General features: G+C 44.6%; 16 protein-coding genes. 8 read left to right on the forward strand and 8 right to left on the reverse strand.

All coding sequences use genetic code 11. The features are described 5' to 3' along the window. Window positions 1–3 precede the first annotated feature (3 nt). The 5 genes from DBX26_RS21165 to DBX26_RS21185 all read right to left on the reverse strand — a co-directional run bounded on the left by DBX26_RS21165 (window position 4) and on the right by DBX26_RS21185 (window position 7,362). Window positions 4–1,917, reverse strand: coding sequence for a LapD/MoxY N-terminal periplasmic domain-containing protein (locus DBX26_RS21165; protein ID WP_065300609.1), 1,914 nt, complete (start codon window positions 1,915–1,917; stop codon window positions 4–6). 5 nt (window positions 1,918–1,922) lie between these two features. Beyond that, complete coding sequence (locus tag DBX26_RS21170; protein WP_020335032.1) at window positions 1,923–2,606, reverse strand: transglutaminase-like cysteine peptidase; 684 nt, start codon at window positions 2,604–2,606, stop codon at window positions 1,923–1,925. 125 nt (window positions 2,607–2,731) lie between these two features. Then, window positions 2,732–4,123: an HlyD family type I secretion periplasmic adaptor subunit gene (locus DBX26_RS21175; protein WP_014235109.1), complete on the reverse strand. Its 1,392-nt coding sequence runs from the start codon at window positions 4,121–4,123 to the stop codon at window positions 2,732–2,734. Between the two features lie 169 nt (window positions 4,124–4,292). Continuing rightward, window positions 4,293–5,519, reverse strand: coding sequence for a sigma-54 dependent transcriptional regulator (locus tag DBX26_RS21180; protein WP_065300608.1), 1,227 nt, complete (start codon window positions 5,517–5,519; stop codon window positions 4,293–4,295). Beyond that, complete coding sequence (locus DBX26_RS21185; protein WP_065301593.1) at window positions 5,512–7,362, reverse strand: ATP-binding protein; 1,851 nt, start codon at window positions 7,360–7,362, stop codon at window positions 5,512–5,514. The genes DBX26_RS21180 and DBX26_RS21185 overlap by 8 nt, the downstream gene beginning before the upstream one ends. A 278-nt stretch (window positions 7,363–7,640) precedes the next feature. On the opposite strand from DBX26_RS21185, the gene pdxH reads away from it, so the two are divergent. Next, the gene (gene pdxH / locus DBX26_RS21190; protein WP_014235106.1) at window positions 7,641–8,276 is read left to right on the forward strand and encodes a pyridoxamine 5'-phosphate oxidase; all 636 of its coding nucleotides are present in this window, start codon (window positions 7,641–7,643) and stop codon (window positions 8,274–8,276) included. A gap of 67 nt (window positions 8,277–8,343) precedes the next feature. Here the strand turns inward: pdxH and DBX26_RS21195 are convergent, their stop codons facing one another. Beyond that, window positions 8,344–9,063 carry a PAS domain-containing protein gene (locus tag DBX26_RS21195; RefSeq protein WP_024372625.1) on the reverse strand — a complete coding sequence of 240 codons (720 nt, stop codon included), beginning with the start codon at window positions 9,061–9,063 and terminating at the stop codon, window positions 8,344–8,346. 761 nt (window positions 9,064–9,824) lie between these two features. Between DBX26_RS21195 and DBX26_RS21205 the strand changes: the two genes are divergently transcribed. From DBX26_RS21205 to DBX26_RS21230, 6 genes are all read left to right on the forward strand, one after another. Next, the gene (locus tag DBX26_RS21205; RefSeq protein ID WP_065300607.1) at window positions 9,825–10,637 is read left to right on the forward strand and encodes an AraC family transcriptional regulator; all 813 of its coding nucleotides are present in this window, start codon (window positions 9,825–9,827) and stop codon (window positions 10,635–10,637) included. A 386-nt stretch (window positions 10,638–11,023) separates the two neighbouring features. Then, a complete protein-coding gene (gene putA / locus DBX26_RS21210) occupies window positions 11,024–14,170 on the forward strand; it encodes a bifunctional proline dehydrogenase/L-glutamate gamma-semialdehyde dehydrogenase PutA (protein WP_065300606.1) in 3,147 nt (1,048 codons plus the stop codon). A gap of 11 nt (window positions 14,171–14,181) precedes the next feature. Beyond that, window positions 14,182–14,889, forward strand: a complete 708-nt coding sequence (locus DBX26_RS21215; protein ID WP_065300605.1) for a 1-pyrroline-5-carboxylate dehydrogenase — start codon at window positions 14,182–14,184, stop codon at window positions 14,887–14,889. 136 nt (window positions 14,890–15,025) lie between these two features. After that, window positions 15,026–16,519 carry a sodium/proline symporter PutP gene (gene putP, locus DBX26_RS21220; RefSeq protein WP_020335025.1) on the forward strand — a complete coding sequence of 498 codons (1,494 nt, stop codon included), beginning with the start codon at window positions 15,026–15,028 and terminating at the stop codon, window positions 16,517–16,519. 574 nt (window positions 16,520–17,093) lie between these two features. Then, complete coding sequence (locus DBX26_RS21225) at window positions 17,094–17,342, forward strand: hypothetical protein (protein WP_014235099.1); 249 nt, start codon at window positions 17,094–17,096, stop codon at window positions 17,340–17,342. A gap of 525 nt (window positions 17,343–17,867) precedes the next feature. Next, window positions 17,868–18,344: an Lrp/AsnC family transcriptional regulator gene (locus DBX26_RS21230; RefSeq protein ID WP_006740877.1), complete on the forward strand. Its 477-nt coding sequence runs from the start codon at window positions 17,868–17,870 to the stop codon at window positions 18,342–18,344. 70 nt (window positions 18,345–18,414) lie between these two features. On the opposite strand, the gene DBX26_RS21235 is transcribed toward DBX26_RS21230, so the two are convergent. Together DBX26_RS21235 and DBX26_RS25535 are read right to left on the reverse strand one after the other, a co-directional pair. Continuing rightward, a complete protein-coding gene (locus tag DBX26_RS21235; RefSeq protein ID WP_065300603.1) occupies window positions 18,415–19,122 on the reverse strand; it encodes a DUF445 domain-containing protein in 708 nt (235 codons plus the stop codon). Window positions 19,123–19,456: 334 nt separating this feature from the next. Beyond that, window positions 19,457–19,660, reverse strand: coding sequence for a hypothetical protein (locus DBX26_RS25535; protein ID WP_155760037.1), 204 nt, complete (start codon window positions 19,658–19,660; stop codon window positions 19,457–19,459). Between the two features lie 490 nt (window positions 19,661–20,150). Between DBX26_RS25535 and DBX26_RS21240 the strand changes: the two genes are divergently transcribed. Beyond that, on the forward strand, window positions 20,151–21,152 hold the full coding sequence (locus DBX26_RS21240; protein ID WP_014235096.1) for an arginine deiminase-related protein: 1,002 nt from the start codon (window positions 20,151–20,153) through the stop codon (window positions 21,150–21,152). The last annotated feature ends 66 nt before the right edge of the window (window positions 21,153–21,218 follow it).

Genomic DNA, 21,218 nt, shown 5'->3' on the forward strand with positions numbered 1-21,218 from the left:
CTTCTATTCTTTGTCGACAATAAATCCTTGGAATACTTCAACAAAATGTTCAGCAAGGAAATCCAACTGGATTTGAGTCTCGATACGCGACGCAATGGTCGTGATGCCTAAGTTGTGCGCGGTACGAGAGATCGAAGTCAGCGTAAATTTCTGTTTTTCATCGTGCAGATTATGCGTAAACAAGTAATCGAGTTTCACGTAATTTGGACGGAACTCCTGAATGTACTCCAGCGACTGGAAATTTCGACCGTAATTATCCACACCGAATATTGCCCCCGCCTGACGAATAGCATTACACAACAGGGCGGTATGGTGAGGATTCTCAATAAAGCACTCTTCTGGAATCTCAAAGTGTAGCTTAGGCGCGACTTCAGGGTGTTTTTCCAGCATGCTCGTTGTCCAGCGAATAAACGAAGGCTGAGATAAACTGCTTTGCGCAATGTTGATCGCGACAGGATCGGTGATGTCTCCACGCTCTAGCATGTTGATCATTGACTCGATCACGTACTGATCGAAAATGTTGGTCGCTTCTAGCTGCTCAAGCGCGAATAAGTATTGGTTCGCACGGAACGTTTCGCCATCTTTTTCAATACTTGAAAAGACTTCACTGTGGAAAACTTTACCCCAGGTATTTTTAGCAGCCTGAAAACGGAATTGGATCCAGTCACTGTGAATCGCTTCTTCAACCAAAGCTTTCCACTGCTGTTTACCCATCAGGTTAGATGGGGAATCGCTGCCGATAAATCCGTAAGGCTTATCTGGCTGAGCTTTTGCCTTGGACAGGGCATTATCGACCATTGATAGAATTTCAGAGTGGGTTTTATGCTCTTTACTATGGGCAACACCAAGTGCTGCTTTCGGTTTAGCAAGGCCCGTTGGGTCGGTGTTTAACCCATTCACACAGTTAACGATGCTGTCGGCCATAAGACGAAGTTCACTTTCATCCATATGAGGGAAGAGAAGACCGAATTCGTCACTCGATAGGCGAGCAATCGTCGCTCCCGAAACATCGATGGTATTTTTCAGGCGTTGAGAAAGCTCTTTTACGTGCGCATCAGCGCGTTGGTAATCTTTCGTCTCGTAAATATCGCCAATATATTCGGCATGGAGTAGCGCGATACCACCTTGTGTTTCTTCTGCTAGCCATTGATCGACTTGATTCATATAAAACGAGCGATTACCCAGCTTGGATATTGGATCGAGGTAAGCCTGAGCGCGTAAACGCTGTGCTTCTTTCGCCTGTTCTTTAAAAGACAGCTCAATTTGAGCCGACATGGTGTTAATACCATCAACGACAGCAATCAGGTCTTTGGTTTTAGGACGGGTAAGCGGTTCTCCAAACTGATTATTCGCGATGTCATGCATTTTCTGTACGATTGCCGCCAACGGTCTGAGTGAACGTCGTAAAATGTAGGAGATAGCAATCAAGCCTACCAGAAAGAGAAGGCTGAACGCAGATAACAGACCAATGAATCCTTTCCATAGCTGTTCATAGGCAGCGCCGGGGTGGCTGATAATCTCAACTTCGGCAAGCTGCATCCAACCGCTGGTCACCACACGTTTATCATGAATCGCTTTAAAGAGATTTAAGTTGATAAACCATTGTGGCACTGAGCTTGGTTTGATTGGGTAAGAACGTACGATCTGGTAATCTGAGTCAAGCGATGTCAGACGAACAACGGAATAGGTGCTGCCATCAAACAGCGCATTAATGACCGACTCAACGGCAACCTTATCTTTGTCTTTTAGGTAAGGAGCTAATGCCAAACCGACAGTATTGATGGTGTTGTTGACCTCTGAACGCTGCTGTTGCTCCAGACTGGTTCGAGTAGTATTGAATTCGATTACGAGTACTGATGCCATCAAGAGCACAAAGACCGTAACCATTCCCACTACTAGCTTCTTATATAGGGTCATGTTTTTCACTCGTCATATTTAATTTTAGGTTTTTTTAACTGCAACTTACGTTCGCGCGAGCGTAAGTCATTCCAAAGGCTCAAACGTGAGGCTTTCCCTGCCAGTTCTCCGTTTCCAGCAGAAGATTTTATTAACCACAGGTTTGTACCATTAAAGCTGTAAATCGGTAGCAAGTCGCGGCGCTTAGAGGCTCTGACAATTTCTGCATTTAGGTTGTCGAGAATAAGCGGCTCTGCACTGGCCGTCGGGTAATAGGCCAACACCATATGAAACTGATTTAGTTCTATGGCTTTAACGTACACCAAACGCATCTTAGAGTCAGGCACACCCAGTTCAAGTAATGAGAAATACTTCGCAATGGTAAAATCTTCACAGTCTCCAGCATTACTTCCTAAGAACTCGAGGGGCGTTGCCCAGTAATCCGACGTACCCCAAAGCTTTTTGTCATCAACGAAATACAATTGATTAAAAAAGCGGTTAACACCTGCGAGTTTCTCTCGGGTATCCACATGGCTTAGTTCAGTCAGTGTGTTTCTCCACGTACTGACACGCACTCCGGCTCGTTGGCCGTACACTGCCGTGACTCTATCGACCCATTGTTGCTCTTCTTTGTTTAACGCACCTGTTTGGAGCGAAAGACAACTTAAGCTAAATAGTAATGTGACTTTACGTGTAAAAATGGGTTGCATATTAGATTTACGTCACAAGTGTACTCTTATAATGAGTTCGTCTGTGAGAAATAATTACTTTTTATTTAACAACTTACAAACTCATCGTTGCAAATTCAGTATGAAGTCAGAGTGCCACGTGTCGTCTACTCCTTTAACGCATTGGTTTTGGCTTTCAAAATAGGCTCAAGCAAATATTCCAGAACGGTTCTCTTGCCGGTAATGATATCGACGGATGCGGTCATGCCGGGAATAATCGGTAAATCGGCACCCTGACCAAAGTTAGTTTTGTCTGTGCGTACCCGGACAATATAAAAGCTGTTGCCTTCGTCATCCTGGGTGGTATCCGCGCTGATATGCTCGAGCTCGCCTTCCAAACCACCGTACTTGGTAAAGTCATAAGCGGTAAATTTTACAATGGCATGCAGGTCTGGGCGCAGAAATGCGATGTCTTTCGGGGCGATTTTGGCTTCAACCAAAAGGGTATCTTCAGTTGGAACAATCTCGACGATATCCATTCCTGGCTGAATAACACCGCCAACGGTATTAACGTAAAGGGTTTTTATTTTGCCAGTCACTGGCGAGTTGACGACGGTGCGATTGACTCGGTCTTCCAAGCCAACGGCTGATTCAACTAACTCTGAAAGTTGGTCTTGTGCATTATTGAGTTTTTCTTGTTGTTCAGAACGGAACTGTAATGCGACATCAATACGCTTGAGCATGGCTTCTCTCAACGCGGACTTGAGCACCGGAATTTTCAGTTCGCTAGACGTCATTTCACGGCGAGTATCATTAACCTGACGCTGTAGTTTAAGTAGTTCAATACGCGGTACCACGCCTTCGTCTGCTAAAGGTTTGGTGATATCCAGTTCTTTACGCACATATTGATAGCTTTGACGTAAGTTTCTCACGCGGGCTTCTATCTCGACGAGATCTTGCTGCTTTTGCTGGACTTGTTGATCGATAACGGAAAGTTGGTTGCGCAGGTTATCTAAATTTTCACGGTATTCCGCTTTTTGACGCTGTGCCAATTGTGGTTGTTTTTCTTCTAATAGGGGGGGAAAGGTGAGTTTGCCATAATCCAGCACGACACTCTGTTTCCAGTTGTCTGTATCGAAATCTCGATTGACTTCCACACTGCTGATCGAGGCTGAAAGCTGAAGAACGGAAGCCGTTAAGTTCGCAACCTGCTGCTCTCGTTCACGAAAGTCAGAGCGAAATCGGGTGTCGTCAATTAACAGGAGTTGTTGACCTTTTTCGACCAGCTGACCTTCTTTCACCAAAATTTCTTTGACCAAGCCGCCCTCTAGGTTTTGGACGACCTGAATTTGAGAAGAAGGAATGACCTTGCCCTGGCCAACGGTCACTTTATCTATTTTTGCCCAAGAGGCCCATCCAATAGCGGCAATGAAAAAAAACATCATCACCCAAAGCATCAGGCGTGCGCTACTGGGGGTATTAAGAAGCAAAGCTGCGGTTTTATCGTCGACAAAATCCAGTTCATCAGTGCTGAGTTTGCTGTAGTTGTTTTGGCCCATCACATTCCCTGATCACAATGGCTCATTATATTTTTGATCTAATTACTGTTCAGTCTTATGCGTTTGTTCTCGTTTTGCTTCGACTGAATCAATGTGTAGGGATTGCCTCCCCCCGTTAATCACCCAACGTTATACCGTTCTCCGTGTGGCACGGGCGCTGCTTCCGCCTTTACAGTGCCTTGAACTTCGTTTTGTCCAACTGATGTTTTTTTAGTTTGTCGTACAAGGTCTTGCGTGATACCTGTAATTCTAGTTGAACCTCTTTAAGTCTGCCTCTGTGCCGCTGTAAAGCATCAATTAATAGACAATATTCAAAGTGTTCTGTGCGTTGGGTCATACTCTGAATTTCGATGCTTTTGTCGCTATTCCAATCTTCGATACGAAAGGTATCAGGCTTGAGTGCACGCAATTCTGCAAATCGACGCAATTGTTTGATGTTTTCAGGCCATGACAATTCCGTAATGTATTTGACTTCATCAAGGCTGATGTGTGGTGGTTGCAGTTGATAACGGCTGGCAGCATGGCGTACGAAGTGTTTGTACAGCGGGCCGATATCTTCTTTTCGCTCATCCAAGGTGGGTAAGTGAATCAGCGTTGCTATGTTTTTGATGTCTTTTTCTACGTGTGTCGCAGCACCAAAGACACGTTCGAGTTTCGGATGGTTAAATAGGCTCTGCCACTGATCCAAAGAGAGGTTTTCTGCATTGTATAGATATAAGCTGCAATGGCTTTTCCCTTCGGTTAAACGTTGAATGGTTTTATCTAACGAATCGATAGAAAGCTCTGGTAGATCTTCTCCGGAGACGGCGATTAATTCACTGTCGGCGGTAGCGTGTATATCATGAGCAAACTGTGTGGCAAGCCTGCGACCTGTGCCGTCTTCACCAATGAATATCAAAGGTTGGCTCGTCGGTATGCTAATCAGTAACCGGCGAATATTTACCATGGCTTTACTGTGTCCGATCATTTTAGGACCGACATGCGTTTGCATGTCGAGCTCTTTTTTCAGCCAGATGTTTTCTTGCAATAGATTGAGTTTATCGTCGGCATTATTGAGCGATTTCATTAACTGATCAGTTGAAAAAGGTTTTTCCAGAAAGTCGTACGCGCCACTTTTCATGGCTTCAACTGCAGTTTTGACATCTCCGTGACCGGTTAACACGATAAACTGAAAGTGTTTGTTTTTGCTCAGCAAGGTTCGCATGAACTCCAGACCATCCATCACTGGCATGTGAATGTCGGTAATGATGACGGCAGGGGAGTTTGGATCGATCACGCGTAACGCTTCGACGGCATTTGGCAGACAAGTGACGTCTATACCTTCGATAAGTAGGGCCTGAGAAACCGCATCTCGAATATGAGGTTCATCGTCTACGAAGAAAACAGGGTTATGCATGATCGTTTTCCATTAATTGAGTGGTTGTGTATGGCTTGGTCATCGGAATGTTGACCACAAAGGTCATGCCGCCGCGCTGCTCTGTTGTAGCGCTGTTATGATTAAAGGCGCTGAGCGAACCCTGATAGCTTTCTAAAATACGTTTAGAAATGGTCAAACCGAGTCCTAACCCCTCAGGTTTGGTGGTAAAAAATGGGTCGAAGACTTTCGCTAATGCCTCGTCGGACATACCAGGACCATTATCAGAAATCAGAATGTCACAGCTCGAGTCATCGCATTGAACGGCAATCGAAATTTGCGGATCGATACAATAGCCATCCATTGCCTGCGCTGCGTTGTGAAAGATATTGATCAAGACTTGCTCCAATTCAACACTGTGAATGGCTAAACGCAAACTGCTATCTATCTCGGGTACTTTCAGCGTGACGCCCTGTTTAATCAGTTTGTTACTTAAGATGCTGGTGGCGTTGTGTACAGCATCATGCAGTATCGACACTTCACTGAAAGAGTTTTGATCGGTTTTGCGGGTAAAGACTTTCAGGCGAGCAATGACTTCGGCAATGGTGTCATTCAACGTCAGCATCTTCTCCAAGTTGTCTGAGACCATCGGATAGCGTTCCATTGCCAGCAGACGTTGGGAGTTCTCAGTGTAAGTTCTCAATGCGGCTAAAGGCTGGTTTATTTCATGATTAATGCTGGCAGAAAGCTCTCCCAATAACGCCAGTTTCGCCGCTTGAGTCAACTCCTGCTGTGTTTGTTTAAGCTCTTGCTGGCTCTGTTCATATTGGCGGATAGTTTGTTGCAGTTTTTGATTCGCTTCGCTTAACACAACCGTTCGTTGAACGACTTTTTCTTCCAAACTGACATTGAGATTGGCCAGATGGGCTTTGTTGACCAGCATTTGAAACCAGGCAAGAGCAATCAAAGCGATGAGAGCGTAAAGGATCAGATAAACGGCATCCGCCTGTAGAACAGCAGCAAGAACGGTATCTTGATTTATCAGTGCGATAACTCGAAAACCTTTGTCTAACAGCTCTGTCGCATAAGCGAGATAATTTGGCGACAACAAAAGCTGGTTGCCTGAGAAGTTGTCGGCATTGCTTTGCGCAGTAAGTGAACCGTTGTATTCCGGCAGGGTATCACCATACTGTCGGGTTTGAGTCAGCGCATCAATCGCTTCTGGGGTCAAAGGGTACAGTGCTTTGTAGCGCCACTCGGGCAAGTTACTCATGAAGACAACATTATGTTTATCTGCAATCAAAACATCGGTGCCGTTTTGAGCGAGTCGCTTTTCCAACTGTTCCAGGTTCACTTTAACGGTAATTACGCCAGCGACGTGGTCATCGACCCAAAGTGGTGACGAGAAAAAGTAACCGCGTTTATTCGAGCGAACGCCCAAACCGACATATTGAGCCGTTTGTCCGCGTCGCGCATTTTGAAAGTAGGGGCGATAACTGAAACTGGAACCGACAAACGAATCCGATTGCTGATAGTTGCTTGATGCAATGACCAACCCCGTGCTGTCGTGCACATAAATCGTATCCGCTAAGCTTTGTTTTAACCAGTTTTCCAGTAAGACATTAAGCTCATCAGACGCAGTGCCTTGCTGTACCGCTTTGAGCAACCTTGGATCGTGGCTCAACAGATTAGGAATTTGCTCAAATTTAGCCAGCTCGTAGTCGACTTCTTGCGATACCAGAGAGGCTTGGTTTTCTAGTTTATGCTGCCATTGATCATGTTGATACTGAGTTGCGTAATGATGAGTAAGAGCAAGCCCTGTGAGACCAACTGCAAACAGGAGTAATAAAAAGTGGCGAAGTGCTTTGGGATTGAGTAAGTTCACGTTTAGCTCACCAGTTATAACGCTATCCCTAATTGGGGCGGCGAGAGTTTTTGGGTTCAGACGCGGGATTAATGAATCAATCATAATTGATTCTGATAGTCTCGATATATTCCCTGCATCTTAAAGTTATTAAGGTAAATAAGTCACTTGAGGCCTAGTTTATCAGAAGGTATCTGATGATGCTGTGAGGCGCAGCGATTACGAGACATAACCATTGATGTCCTTGTATTTCCTTATTATCGAGAGCACAATCGACAAAAAATAGTGAAGGAGTAAAGATGGAACTTGCTGATATTCGTCGTGAATACACGAAAGGTGGTCTGCGTCGTAAAGATTTGGCGGCGGATCCTATTGATCAATTTAACCTGTGGCTGCAGCAAGCGGTTGAAGCGGGGTTAACTGATCCTACCGCAATGACGGTGGCAACGGTTGATGAGAATGGCATGCCGTTTCAGCGTATTGTGCTGCTGAAAAATGTCGATCAAAATGGCTTTGTGTTTTACACCAACCTGGGTAGCCGTAAGGCTCAACAACTTGAGCATAACAGCAACATCAGTCTGCATTTTCCTTGGCACCCTCTTGAACGACAAGTTCACATCACTGGCGTTGCCGAAAAGCTCACCGCGATGGAAAACATGAAATACTTCACGTCTCGCCCTAAAGAAAGTCAACTTGCTGCCATTGCCAGTAAGCAGAGCAGTCGTATTTCGGCTCGTGGCGTACTCGAAGGTAAATTCCTAGAACTAAAACAAAAGTTTGCCAAAGGCGAAATTCCAGTGCCGTCATTTTGGGGTGGATTCCGAGTGAAACCGCAAAGCATTGAGTTTTGGCAAGGTGGGGAGCATCGACTGCATGACCGTTTCTTGTTTTCGCAGCATGACGGTAAATGGGACATCGATCGCTTAGCGCCATAGTCCACGACATCAGGCTATTTGACTGAAAGACACCGCCACCTCGGCGGTGTTTTGCTATCTGCTACTTTTATCTGTCACCATTGAGAACAACAGAAAGCTGATGCTTCAGTAAGGTCTTCGGTACCACAGAGCCGTATCCAGCTTCCATCGCTTTATCAATCAACTCATTTTTGCTGTTCGCATCAAATTTGTTGCGCAGGCGAGCGACGTGACCTTCAACCGTTTTGGTCGAAATCCCCATTACTTGGGAAATGAACTGCGGCTTCTTGCCGTAAAGTAACAAGAAAAGCGTTTCTTGCTCACGCTTGGTGAGTGTCACGGCCTTGGAGTCTAGATTCGAGAAACGGAATATGGATTGCTGATTAGGATCGGTTTCGACCGCTCGGCAAACCCAATAGCCAACTTCGATAACTGCCGTGTCGGTCAGTTCTCTTCCATAAAAGATGGTACCCAGGGTATTTCCCTGTTCATCTCGCCAAGGCGTTTTAGTAAAAATGTGGGCGCGCCAGTGTCCGTCTGGGTAGGGATGAATATCAAGAATTTTCAGCGACTCACCAGTCTCCATAACGTATTTATCCTGACGTTGAAACTCTTCTGCACACTCAGTGGTTGGGCTTAGCATGTCGAAGTCAGTCTTACCAATACAATGTTCGGGGCTGGTATGGCCTATTAGCTCGGCATACTCCTGATTAACGTAACGGAACACGGAATCTTTATCTTTGCACCCCCAACAACCGGGAAGTTGTCGAAGGAGTGACTGTTCTATGCTATTGACTGGGATATTCACAACAGGACTCACTACTCTCTGACTGAGTAAATACAGGTTAATAAGCTCGCGTCTCGTTTTTTCCGATTTACATAAAGAGTGTCCCTTGATCATGCTTTCGTCGTTTCGCTAAAACTGGTTGGCGCTGGGACGGGCGTGATTAAGATTTCTCAAAATGATAGTTAACGCGAGGATACAGTTAGGTGGTCAATATGATATCAGCTTATGCTATTGTTTTCATTCATATAAAAAAAGCCAGCCTGAAGACGGGCTGGCAACACAAGATATTAATCTTATTGACTTGTAGAAGAGGTTCTAATTTACGTAGCGAGGGCCTGCTAGGTAAATTAGAGGTATCAACGAGATACCTAGATCTTAAGGGGGATGTTCCCTAAAGTTCTCGGTCTAATGTATTGAATCGGTAGAATATAAGTAAGGGGGGAATTCCCTCTATGAGCAATGATTTAAGAGAATCTTCATCACTGATTATTCGCTCAGTAGATTGAGTCTACGTAAGCGTCCGATTGCAATTGAGGATCTTTACTAATAATGGTGGTTACATTCAACAGTGCTCGCTATCTATCCGTTTTTACTATCAAAATTGGTTTGTCGTTAACCGTAGTTTGAACCAACATGATCATCGTTCCGGAACGATGATCATGTAATTCATGTTGATCATCGTGTTTTGATCTTGTCCGATTAATGTGTGGAAGATTTGCAAGCTTCCCTAGAAGGTATATCATGCGTGATTGTAAGCCTCACGCTTAAGATGACTGTGTGAAATGACTGATTCAGAGAACCCGAAAGCCCCGCTATATAAAGATATTATGCTGCCTCGCCCTGCAGAACTGATCACGCTTCCATCTTATATGGAATGCCATGATCATTCTTATACTCAGATTGTCATTGGGTTGAAAGGACAAGCTGAATTTGAAGTGCGCGGGAAGGGAAATCTCGTCGGGCCGGGTCAGGGATGCGTGGTAACCGCTTGCTCTGATCATGCTTTCGGAGGGGTGATAAATCAGTCAGATATTTTGGTACTCAATATGCCAAAACCGACCAATGACGATCCGGAAATGTTGGATAAACTCAACAATTTGGAGCGTTCGCATCTGTACTTCAAGCTAGATAGTCAAATTCAGAAGCTGATACAGATGCTGGTTCAGGAGATGCGCAGTCACCCAGAAGATCTGTTATTGAGCCGTGCTTGTAACGATACGGTCATCGCACTGATGCAGCGCCATATCTCCGCTTTTGAAACCAGCCGCAAAGAGTCCCGTTTTGATCTGGAAGCGATCGACCGCTACATCGAGCAGCATTTAAGCCATAAGATCAGTGTTGCTCAACTCGCTGGTCGAGTGTTTTTAGGTGAAAGTCAGTTCCACTGCTTATTCAAAGAGCAAATGGGAATTACACCGCATCAGTATGTTTTGGGTAAACGCATTGATATGGCGCGAGAGTTAATCAATCAAGGACAGCTATCGCTGGGGCAAATTGCAGAGTTCACAGGTTTCTCTAACCAAAGTACGTTCACCCATACTTTCACTCGTCTTCAGGGATTATCGCCTTCACAATATAAGAAACAGATTGGATAAATTCCAAAGATTTTTACTCAAGACCATGCTTTTAGCATGGTTTTTTGTTTTTTATTAGTGTGATTTAGATCTCTTTTCTCTTCATTTTTCATCAAGTTGTACGTTAAAGCAGCATTCTGTCCTGAGTTATTCCGCTAGGACCGCGGGCTTACGAACAATATTATTGATATCGTTGGTTTTTTGTTGTTAATAAGCCAGAAAAATTAAAATTTCCGATACAAAATATTACCTATTTGAGCGTGATTGTGTGGATGTTTTGTTATAAAAGCGAGTTTTTAGCAAAAATACCGTAGTTTTTGACAAGTATTCTTGTCGGCCTCAAAATACACTGCCAGCCATTGATGATCCTCGAAGCGGTTTTCGAGGAGTGAGATTGAGGAACACACATGTTTACAGCTACAAACGTGTTGACACCGGAGTTTATCGAGCAGCCGCTTGATAAGTTGTGGTCACTGATCTCGCCATTGTATATGGTGGACGAGTCTCAATGGCTAGAGCAATTATTGCCGCTAGCGACGCCGACAGAGGAAGAAAAATCGGCGATCACTATCCAAACGACCAAACTTATCGAAGCCATTCGTGCCGATAAGAAGTCAATCCAGATGATTGATGCCCTGCTGCTGGAATACAGCTTAGATACACAAGAAGGTATCTTGTTGATGTGTCTTGCAGAAGCATTAATGCGTATCCCTGATTCTGCAACTGCTGATGCGTTGATCAAAGACAAGCTAAGTGTTGCGGACTGGAAATCTCACCTGAAAAATTCAGACTCTGTTTTCGTTAACGCGTCAACATGGGGTCTTATGCTGACGGGTAAAGTGGTTGGTCTTGGTGAAAAAGGCAGCCAGAGCCCAAGTCAGGCTGTAAACCGTCTGGTGAACAAATTCTCTGAACCTGTGATTCGTAAAGCCATGTATCAGGCGATGAAGATCATGGGTCATCAGTTTGTTCGTGGCCGCACAATCGAAGAAGCGCAAAAAAATGGTCGCCCGATGCGCGACAAAGGTTTCACTTACTCATTTGATATGTTGGGTGAAGCGGCGCTGACCACGGCTGACGCGAATAAATACTTCAAAGATTACTTAATGGCTATCGAAGCGGTTGGTCGAGAGACTTACGGCAGCGATACCAGCCCAGCACCATCTATTTCTATTAAGCTTTCTGCATTGCACCCACGCTATGAAGTTGCAAATGAAGAGCGTGTCATGACCGAGTTGTACGACTCGTTAATGCAGTTGCTAAAACGTGCGATTGAAGTGGATGTAGCGATTACGATTGATGCAGAAGAAGCCGATCGTCTTGAGCTTTCTTTAAAACTATTTGAGAAAGTCTACCGCAGCGACCTAGTGAAAGGCTGGGGCAAGTTTGGCCTGGTAATTCAGGCGTACTCGAAGCGTGCTCTACCTGTATTGGTATGGATAAATGCGCTAGCGAAAGAGCAGGGCGATCTTATCCCACTACGTTTGGTTAAAGGCGCTTACTGGGACAGCGAAATTAAATGGTCTCAGCAAGCTGGCTACGACAACTACCCAGTTTACACTCGCAAAGAAGCGACAGACGTTGCCTATCTAGCTTGTGCTCGATTCCTATTGAGTGACGGCGTACGTGGCAATATCTTCCCGCAGTTTGCGAGTCACAACGCACACACTGTGACGGCAATTGCAGTCATGGCGCAGCACAAAGATTATGAGTTCCAGCGCCTGCACGGCATGGGTGACTCACTTTACAACCATGTGATGGCTAAATACGGCCAGCCAGTGCGTATCTACGCGCCAGTTGGTAGCCATGCTGACCTGCTTCCTTATCTGGTTCGCCGTCTATTAGAAAACGGTGCAAACAGCTCGTTTGTACACCGTTTGGTAGACGCTCGTTGCCCTATCTACGAGTTAACGCATCACCCTGTGGATGTGCTGACTGGTTTTGATACGTTGAACAACGACAAGATTCCATTGCCATCGGGTATTTTCCCAGAGCGCAAGAACTCTTATGGCGTAAACGTTGATATCGAAAGTGAAGCTAAACCATTTGAGACCCAAGTTGAAAGCTTCCTGAACAACACATGGACAGCTGGTCCTGTGATCAATGGTGAGTCTTTCGCTGAAAGCATGATCAAGGATAACGCTGCAGAGATCGTTACTGCGCCATACGATCGTCGTATCGAAGCAGGTAAAGTCGCTTTTGCTACGCTTGATCATGTGTCCTCTGCAATTCAAGCGGCTCAAAGTGCTTTCCCTGCGTGGAAAGATACGGCGATTGAGCAGAAAGCACAGTGCTTAGACTCACTTGCTGATTTGATGGAAGAGAATCTTGCTGAGTTGGTGGCGATTTGTCACAAGGAAGCAGGTAAGACGATTCACGATAGTATCGATGAAGTTCGTGAAGCGGTGGATTTCTGTCGTTACTACGCGAAGCAAGCACAAAATCTAAAACCATTCGAGCTAGAAGGCTTTGACGGCGTTAAACGTATTTCGAGCCGTGAAGGTTTGGGTGTGTTTGTTTGTATCAGCCCATGGAACTTCCCTCTGGCGATTTTCCTTGGTCAGGTCACAGCAGCACTTGTTGCTGGTAACACAGTGGTAGCGAAACCGGCTGAACAAACCAGCTTGATTGCAGCTCGTGCAATTGAACTGATGCTGGAAGCTGGCTTCCCTGCAGGTGTTATTCAATTGCTTCCTGGTCGCGGTGGTGAAATCGGTCATGCACTGACTTCTCACGATGCGATTGCTGGTGTGGCATTTACCGGTTCGACAGCAACTGCACAGCGTATCAACGTGACATTGGCAGAGCGCACAGCGAAACCTGTTCCGTTTATCGCAGAAACAGGCGGTCAGAACGCGATGATCGTCGACAGTACGGCGCTGCCAGAACAGGTTGTACGTGATGTTATTCGTTCTGCGTTTGCATCAGCTGGTCAACGTTGTTCTGCACTACGTGTACTGTTTGTGCAGGAAGACGTTGCGGATCGAATCATCACGCTTATCCAAGGTGCGATGAATGAGCTAAAAGTTGGCTTACCGTATCTGCATGAAACCGATGTTGGTCCGGTTATCGACCAAAATGCGAAGCAGAAACTTCAGGCTCACATTGAGCAAATGAGCAAAACTCAGAAGAAAGTGGCTGAGTTGAACCTTAACGAAGCGTGTCAGTACGGTGATTTTGTGTCACCAAGTGCGTTTGAAATCTCAGGCATTGATGTGCTGAAAGAAGAGCAATTTGGTCCAATTCTACACATTGTTCGCTTTAAAGCGTCTGAATTACCAAACGTTGTTGAGCAAATCAACCAAACGGGTTTTGGTCTGACCATGGGTATCCATAGTCGTAACGAAACCACTTACCGTTGGATTGAAAAACACGCTCGTGTTGGTAACTGCTACATCAACCGAGATCAAGTTGGTGCCGTAGTAGGTGTTCAACCATTTGGTGGTCAAGGCTTGTCTGGTACTGGCCCTAAAGCTGGTGGTCCTCACTACTTGTACCGCTTTACTCAACCTTTTCTTGCTCAACAAATAGTTGCTCAAGCAGAGAACGCATAAGGAGTCGCATTATGGTTCATCAGATCACATATTTTAAAGATGCATTTTCTGCGTGGGAACAGTGGAATCTGACCGATTTTGATTACAAATGCGAGCACGCGCTGGCATTTAAATCTGCACTAGAAGGGCACAATGCCACAGTAGCAAAAGTGGTTTCATACCATTTGCAACAGGCGTCAGCACTTCTTGCAGAAACTCATCAGTTAGTAGGGCCTACTGGTGAAACTAACGAGCTGTATGCTGCAGGTCGTGGCGTAGCTTTGGTGATTTGTGAAAACAGCACCGAAAATACGACTAACGCGTTATACAGTGCATTTGCAATGATCACCTGTGCCTTAATTGCTGGTAACAGTGTTGTGATTTGCAGCGACAATATCGAGCTAAACCAACTGGTGACAAAAGCGGTATCGTCGACGAACCTCCCATCTAACTTAGTCCAGGTAGTTGCGTATGACGCCTCAGCACCGTTGCTTGAGAGTGATGTACGTAGTGTGGGTTATGTTGGGCATTCTAAGGTTGAGCACGCGCTCAATCTTCAACTGGCTAAGCGCGATGGTGCCATCGTCGGCTTAGTTTCTGAAACGGATTTAGAGTCACCGAAATTGGCTCATGATCCTCATCTGTCGTTACGCTTTATTACTGAGCGTACTCGAACGATAAATATTACCGCGGTGGGTGGTAACGCAACTCTACTCGAGCTGGGGAACGAAACTCACTAACCTGACTTGTGACACCAATCTGGAATAGCTCCCCTGAGAACCGTTTCAGGTTGGTGTCTCTTGCTTTGCTGTATTGCTGAGATGGCAAAATATCAAAGAAGACAAGGAAGGAAATAATTATAACGAGGACTATCTAATGATAGAAAATAGCATTGCTATCACGTCCACTTTTGTGGCGTATTTATTAATCATGGTTGCCATTGGCGTTATTGCGTATAAGAGGACTGCCAACTCATCTGATTACTTCCTAGGTGGCCGTAGCCTAGGTCCGTGGCCTGCTGCGTTATCTGCAGGTGCTTCAGACATGAGTGGCTGGCTGCTACTTGGTCTACCAGGTTACGCTTATGCTGCGGGTATCGAGGCATTTTGGCTAGCAGGTGGTCTGCTGGTTGGTACATGGGCGAACTGGTTAATCAGTGCAAAACGTCTACGTACTTACAGTATCCAGACTGACGCGCTGACATTGCCAGAGTTCCTGTCACGTCGTTTCAACGACAAATCAAAACTGATCCAGACAATCTCTGCGTTTTTCATTCTTCTATTTTTCCTTTTCTACACCAGCTCTGGCTTGGTAGCAGGGGGCAAACTGTTTGAAACAGTATTTGGTCTAGATTACACCTATGCGGTTATTATTGGCACGGTGTGTGTGGTTTCTTACACACTATTCGGTGGCTTCCTGGCGGTATCTTGGACAGACTTGGTGCAAGGCCTGCTAATGGCTGCAGCACTGATGATCGTGCCTGTTGCAGTGATGGACGGTGGGTTAGGCCAGCTTTCATCAGATATGCATAACATCAACCCTGAACTACTGACGCTTTGGCGTGATGTGAAAGGTGAGCCACTATCGGCTATCGCGATCATCTCTCTGGCAGCTTGGGGTCTGGGTTACTTCGGTCAGCCTCACATCCTGGCGCGTTTTAAAGCGACTCGTTCAAACAAAGATTTGACGACTGCACGCCGTATCGCAGTTGGTTGGACAGCGCTTTCAATGGCGGGTGCAATGCTTGTAGGTCTTGTTGGCCTTGTATGGGTTGGCGATCACTCTGGTGTTCAACTAGAAGATGGAGAGAAAATCTTCATGCTACTGGTTAACACGGTATTCCACCCAGTTATCGCAGGTATCCTGCTTGCAGCGATTCTTGCAGCGGTAATGAGTACAGCAGACTCTCAGCTTCTCGTTTCTTCTTCAGCACTAGCAGAGGATTTCTACAAGCAAGTATTTAAACCAGGCGCATCTTCAGAAGAAATCGTAATGGTTGGCCGTGTTGGCGTGATCGTGATTTCTCTGCTTGCTCTGTTCTTGGCAATGACACCAGACAGCTCAGTACTAGGACTTGTATCTTACGCTTGGGCAGGCTTTGGTGCCGCATTTGGCCCTGCAGTAGTACTTAGCCTTTACTGGAGCGGTATGAACCGTAACGGCGCGCTTGCAGGTATTCTGGTTGGTGGTGTGACTATCGTTCTATGGAAACAGCTATCAGGCGGTTGGTTCGATGTTTACGAAATCGTACCGGGAATCATCTTCTCTACACTGGCTATCTTTGTAGTAAGTAAAATGACTGGTGGTGCTGCGCACGACGTATTGGAGCAACACAAGTCATACAAACAGAAATTGATTGATTTGGACTAATTTCTAGTCACAGATAAAACCAATAAAGCTCGCTTCAAAGCGGGCTTTATTTTTGCCTGAATTTTGCAAATGTACACCCAGACATTCTCACCGTACTTTTACTCTTCCTTCCTTTTATGTTTTGAGAACTCCTCCTCAAACGGCAACCGTATTTTTCCTTTTCTAGGGCATTCGCTGACATCTTGATAGTAATTTAGGACGCAGCATAAAGGCTCTATATCATTGAATAAAAAGTGAAAGTTAGTACTAAATATGTAGTTAACCGCGTGAATTTTCCACTTAAAGTAGCGTTAATCGGGAGATTTCTAACAGTTAGCTTTAGGAATGGTTTTAAAAATAGTGATATTCAACAATTGGTTATGTGTGTTTCATCAAGTTCTGACAGTAATTGGCATTAAATTTCACAAAATAACAACAAAAATTGACATCTGAGCAATGTCTCAATTTTATAAATACATTACCCTGTTTTTTGGAGGTAGGACACAAAACTCAAAAGGGTATTTTTTAAAGTGGAATTATTTTGAACAAAATATGTCAATTATCAGTAGCACAGAAAAAATTGGGAGAAAAAGAAATGCCGGATATTTATTGCTCAGCTTGTAGAAAGTCGACTCAACATAAGGTCATCATGAGACGTTGTGAGTCGCAGCCAGTTGAAACCTTGACTGGCAAAGTTCTGAGCTTTACACAGTTGATGGCGAAGTTCGTTTCGGGTGAACATTATTATGAGATGGAACCTCAGTATTTTTGTCGTCGTTGTAATCACCGCGCGATTGGCGAAGTGGTGTCACATCCGACAAGACAAACGTCTGCAATTATGTAGTTGAGTCGATGGTTTTTCGTTAAAGTGCGCTGACCCTAAATGCGAGTCGAACAGTAATAGCGAGTACATTTAGGTGCTAGAGTTTTGTGACTTTGTTAAACGGTGATGTAGAGCTCTTGGCTCGCTCAAACGGTTTAAATAAGTTGCAGCCTCTATCTCTCTGTTGTTTCTTTGAATCTGGCTCAATACGTGTGTTTCAAAGCCATGTTCCTTTGTTTTATGCATCGACAAATCGTGCGCAATCCGTTTTGCTCTCCCAAGTATGAACCATAATGTCTCTCATCCATCTTCAGGCTTTTTCTTCGGCTTTTTCCCCTACGCTACTTTTTAGTTAACCTGAGCTAAAATGAGAGATTCACCGTGATTGGTATCAATGACGTTGGGCTGGTGGGCATTGGCGTCTGCTTTTTATGCGTATCCAATACAAAAACAAAGCTGGTTTCACACGTTAGTCATTTGCCAGTTTGCAAATGCCTTACTAACGATTATGGTGAGCCTCCATATGATATGACTAGGGTGTGGTTGATGAGTTATCAATTGGACAGGATTGACCTGCATATTTTGAGAGTGCTTCATTCACGAGGCCGAATTCCAGTTGTTGAACTAGCAAAGCAGATAAATCTAACGACGTCGCCTTGCTCTGATCGGGTTAAAAGACTAGAAAAAGAAGGCTATATCAATGGCTATCATGCGGAGCTGAATGCAGAAAAATTGGGTCTGGACGTGCAAGTGTTCATTCACATTCGTCTAGATCAAACCAGCTTCTCGATATTTGAGAAATTTGCCAAGGCGGTTGAGTTGATGCCTGAAATCGAGGAGTGTTATTCGCTCTCCGGGGATTTCGATACCATGATTAAAGTTCGCGTCAAAAGCATGAAAGCGTATCAGGAATTTATGTCGAGCAAGCTTGGTACTCTGCCGGGAGTGATTCAGACACGCAGTGAAGTGGTCATAGAAGAACATAAAACCGGATTTGGTGTGAACCCTGAGCTGCTGGGTTAAGCTTAATCTGATGCAATCAAAAAAGGAGCCATTTGGCTCCTTTGTCAATTGTGCTCAGAATATTAGCTGATCAGAAGCTGATGAAGGTCGTAATCACACCAATTACGCCGCCAAAAACACCACCCCAAACAACAAGCCAGCCCAAGTGTTCTTTAATCATTTTCTGTACCATCTCTTTCACTAAAGCTGGTGTCAGTTCACTGAGGCGCTGATCGATAATGCTTTCGATGTTTTGTTTTATTTCATCCATCATCGCAGGTGATTCAAACTGTTCTTTCAGCGCCTCTTTTACTGAGTCGCTTTGGCTTAGCTCAACTAAGGATTCTTGCATCTTCTCTACAAAGGGTTGTTTCATTGGCTGAAGCGCTTCTGAACCGCCAAACATCGCCAGCATTCCACCAAACTGAGAGCCTTCGATCACCTCCACCAAAGAATCAAAAGCAGGATTGAAATCCACCTTATTAATCACAGGTTGCAGGTTGATGCTCGCACCGCCCGCCATCTCTTTATTCAAGAATCGGTCAATATTAGCTTCAGTAAAGAACTGCTCCATCATCAGGTTCTTGATGGCGAGTTTGAATTCTTCAAATCGTGCCGGAATAACACCAGAACCGTATAACCCGGGTACTTTTTCAAACAGCATATGGATGGCTAACCAGTTGGTGATAGCTCCAGAAAAGGCAAATAAACCTGCATACCAAAGATAGTTGTTTTGAAGTTGATGGCCAGCACCCATCAATATGATTGCGAGGACATTCGTTAACAAACTTTTGTTCATAGTGACCAGTTATGTAAGAAATTAGCAGTGAATTAAGTGGCGTGATTTTATACCTAAATAACCTCGAGATGCTAGATTCAGCGGGGAGGACTTGGTTCTAGGATGTGGAAATGATTTGAAGATTTATTAGAGAGATAGAAAAATAAAACCCGACAATCATTGTCGGGTCACTGCTTTTTCTTAGAAAATCTAAGTGTCATTTTTGTATTTTTAGATGCGGTAGATCTTACAACAAAGTTGGCATTTCCATCTTTCTGAGTAGCCAAATAGCTTGTCAGTCCAACTCGGTTTAAGTTGTACGATCTGCATTGAACCACATTTACACATAAGCCAATTACCTTATTATCAGTTTAATCACCTGCGACCACTTATCGTGGTTTGGGTAGAACCAGCCGTCTGTTGAGTATAGCTGGTTATCAAAACGTAGCTTGATAAATGATCCAGTCAGACACTCTGTAAGGTGTTCATCGCTGTGGATACGCAATGAGCCAAGATAGTAGCAGAATAGTACGGCCTTTATCGTGTCATGTTGTTTCATATCCGAGAATCTATACGCTCTCTATGATTATCCTTACTCTAGATAATAAGAAAACCACAGCTGCCTTTGGCTCTTTTGGCATCATTCCTGTCTCCATATCTTCAATTTGTGGTGATCGGTCTTTTCTTTGAAAATATCTTGTTTCGCCATTTTATTTGCTGAATTTATATTCACATTTTAAGGTTTTTTATTTTGCACTGTCTGTTTGTGATTTCTGATGTTTAAAGCAATTTTGATAATGAATCTTGCATATCTTTAAGCTAACTCTGTGTAATTGGCTATAATTTGAGTTCGTAACACTGATTTTTTCGATTTGTAACCCGTGTAACACAAAAAATTAAGCCTGTAAGGTGGCAATTATTTTTTCTGAGTTTATGTGGTTTGGCAGTAAATTTTCCTTTTGGGAGGATGAAATAATCGTGAAAACAGTAAAACCTTACTTAACAATGTATTTACAATCTCCTCATTCTAGTGAGAAGGAATGTATCGGATGCTATTACACGAATCAGTACCCCAATTTGCAAATGGGAACGAAGAAAGCACACAAAGTGCTCTGCGCCATACCGCAAACTGCGTAGTGATGGTGCCACCTAAAGAATTTCGCTTTAACGAAGAAACTGCGAGAGACAACGAGTTTCAGAATCAGGTGTCACTCAGCCAGAAAGAAGTTTCTCAAAAAACCATGGCTGAATTTGCTGCGATGGTAGCAACCTTGCGCCAGGAAGGCGTTCAGGTGGTGGAGTTTGATTATCCTCTGTCAGATGTTGCGACGCCAGATGCGGTATTCCCGAATAACTGGTTCAGTACAACGTGTGATGGGACCTTATATACGTTCCCGATGGCGTGTGAAAACCGTCAGAAAGAAGTTCGTCCAGACGCTCTTGTCGCCGCGTTAGCGAAAGCGGGACGAGAGGTATCACAGCAAGCTAGCTTAACCGAATACGTTAACGATCAGGCGTATCTGGAAAGTACTGGTGTGATGATTTTTGATCATTTTAACAAGACAGTTTATGCGGCACTTTCTCAGCGCTGTGATCGCTTAGTTCTGGAAGATTATGCAAATCGTATTGGCTACGATCGCGTGATTTCTTTCCAAACACGTTTGCCTTCTGGCTCACCGATTTACCATACCAATGTAATGATGGCAGTAGGTGAACAGTTCTGTGTTATCTGTGACGAAGTAATCCCTGAGTTCGAGCGTCGCTTTGTGCTGAAATCACTGGCGAAAGACAAGCAAGTGATCTCGATTTCGATTGAGCAGATGAATCAGTTCTGCGGCAACATCCTTCAACTGGAAACCGTGAATGGTGACAAAGTGATTGCGATGTCTCAATCGGCATACGATGCGTTTTCACCAGCACAAAGAAACCAGTTAGCGACGCACGGTAAATTACTACCGTTTGATGTGACGACAATCGAATCTATCGGTGGTGGTTCTGTTCGCTGTATGTTGGGTGAAGTCTTCTTGCCAAGCCGTCAAGCTATGCTGTAAGTACTTACTAACTAATTTAGCTCTAAACGTTTCGCCAATCCTTTTGAAGGGTTGGCGAAACTGTTT

The organism is Vibrio sp. dhg (assembly GCF_003443775.1).
GTDB lineage: Bacteria > Pseudomonadota > Gammaproteobacteria > Enterobacterales > Vibrionaceae > Vibrio > Vibrio natriegens.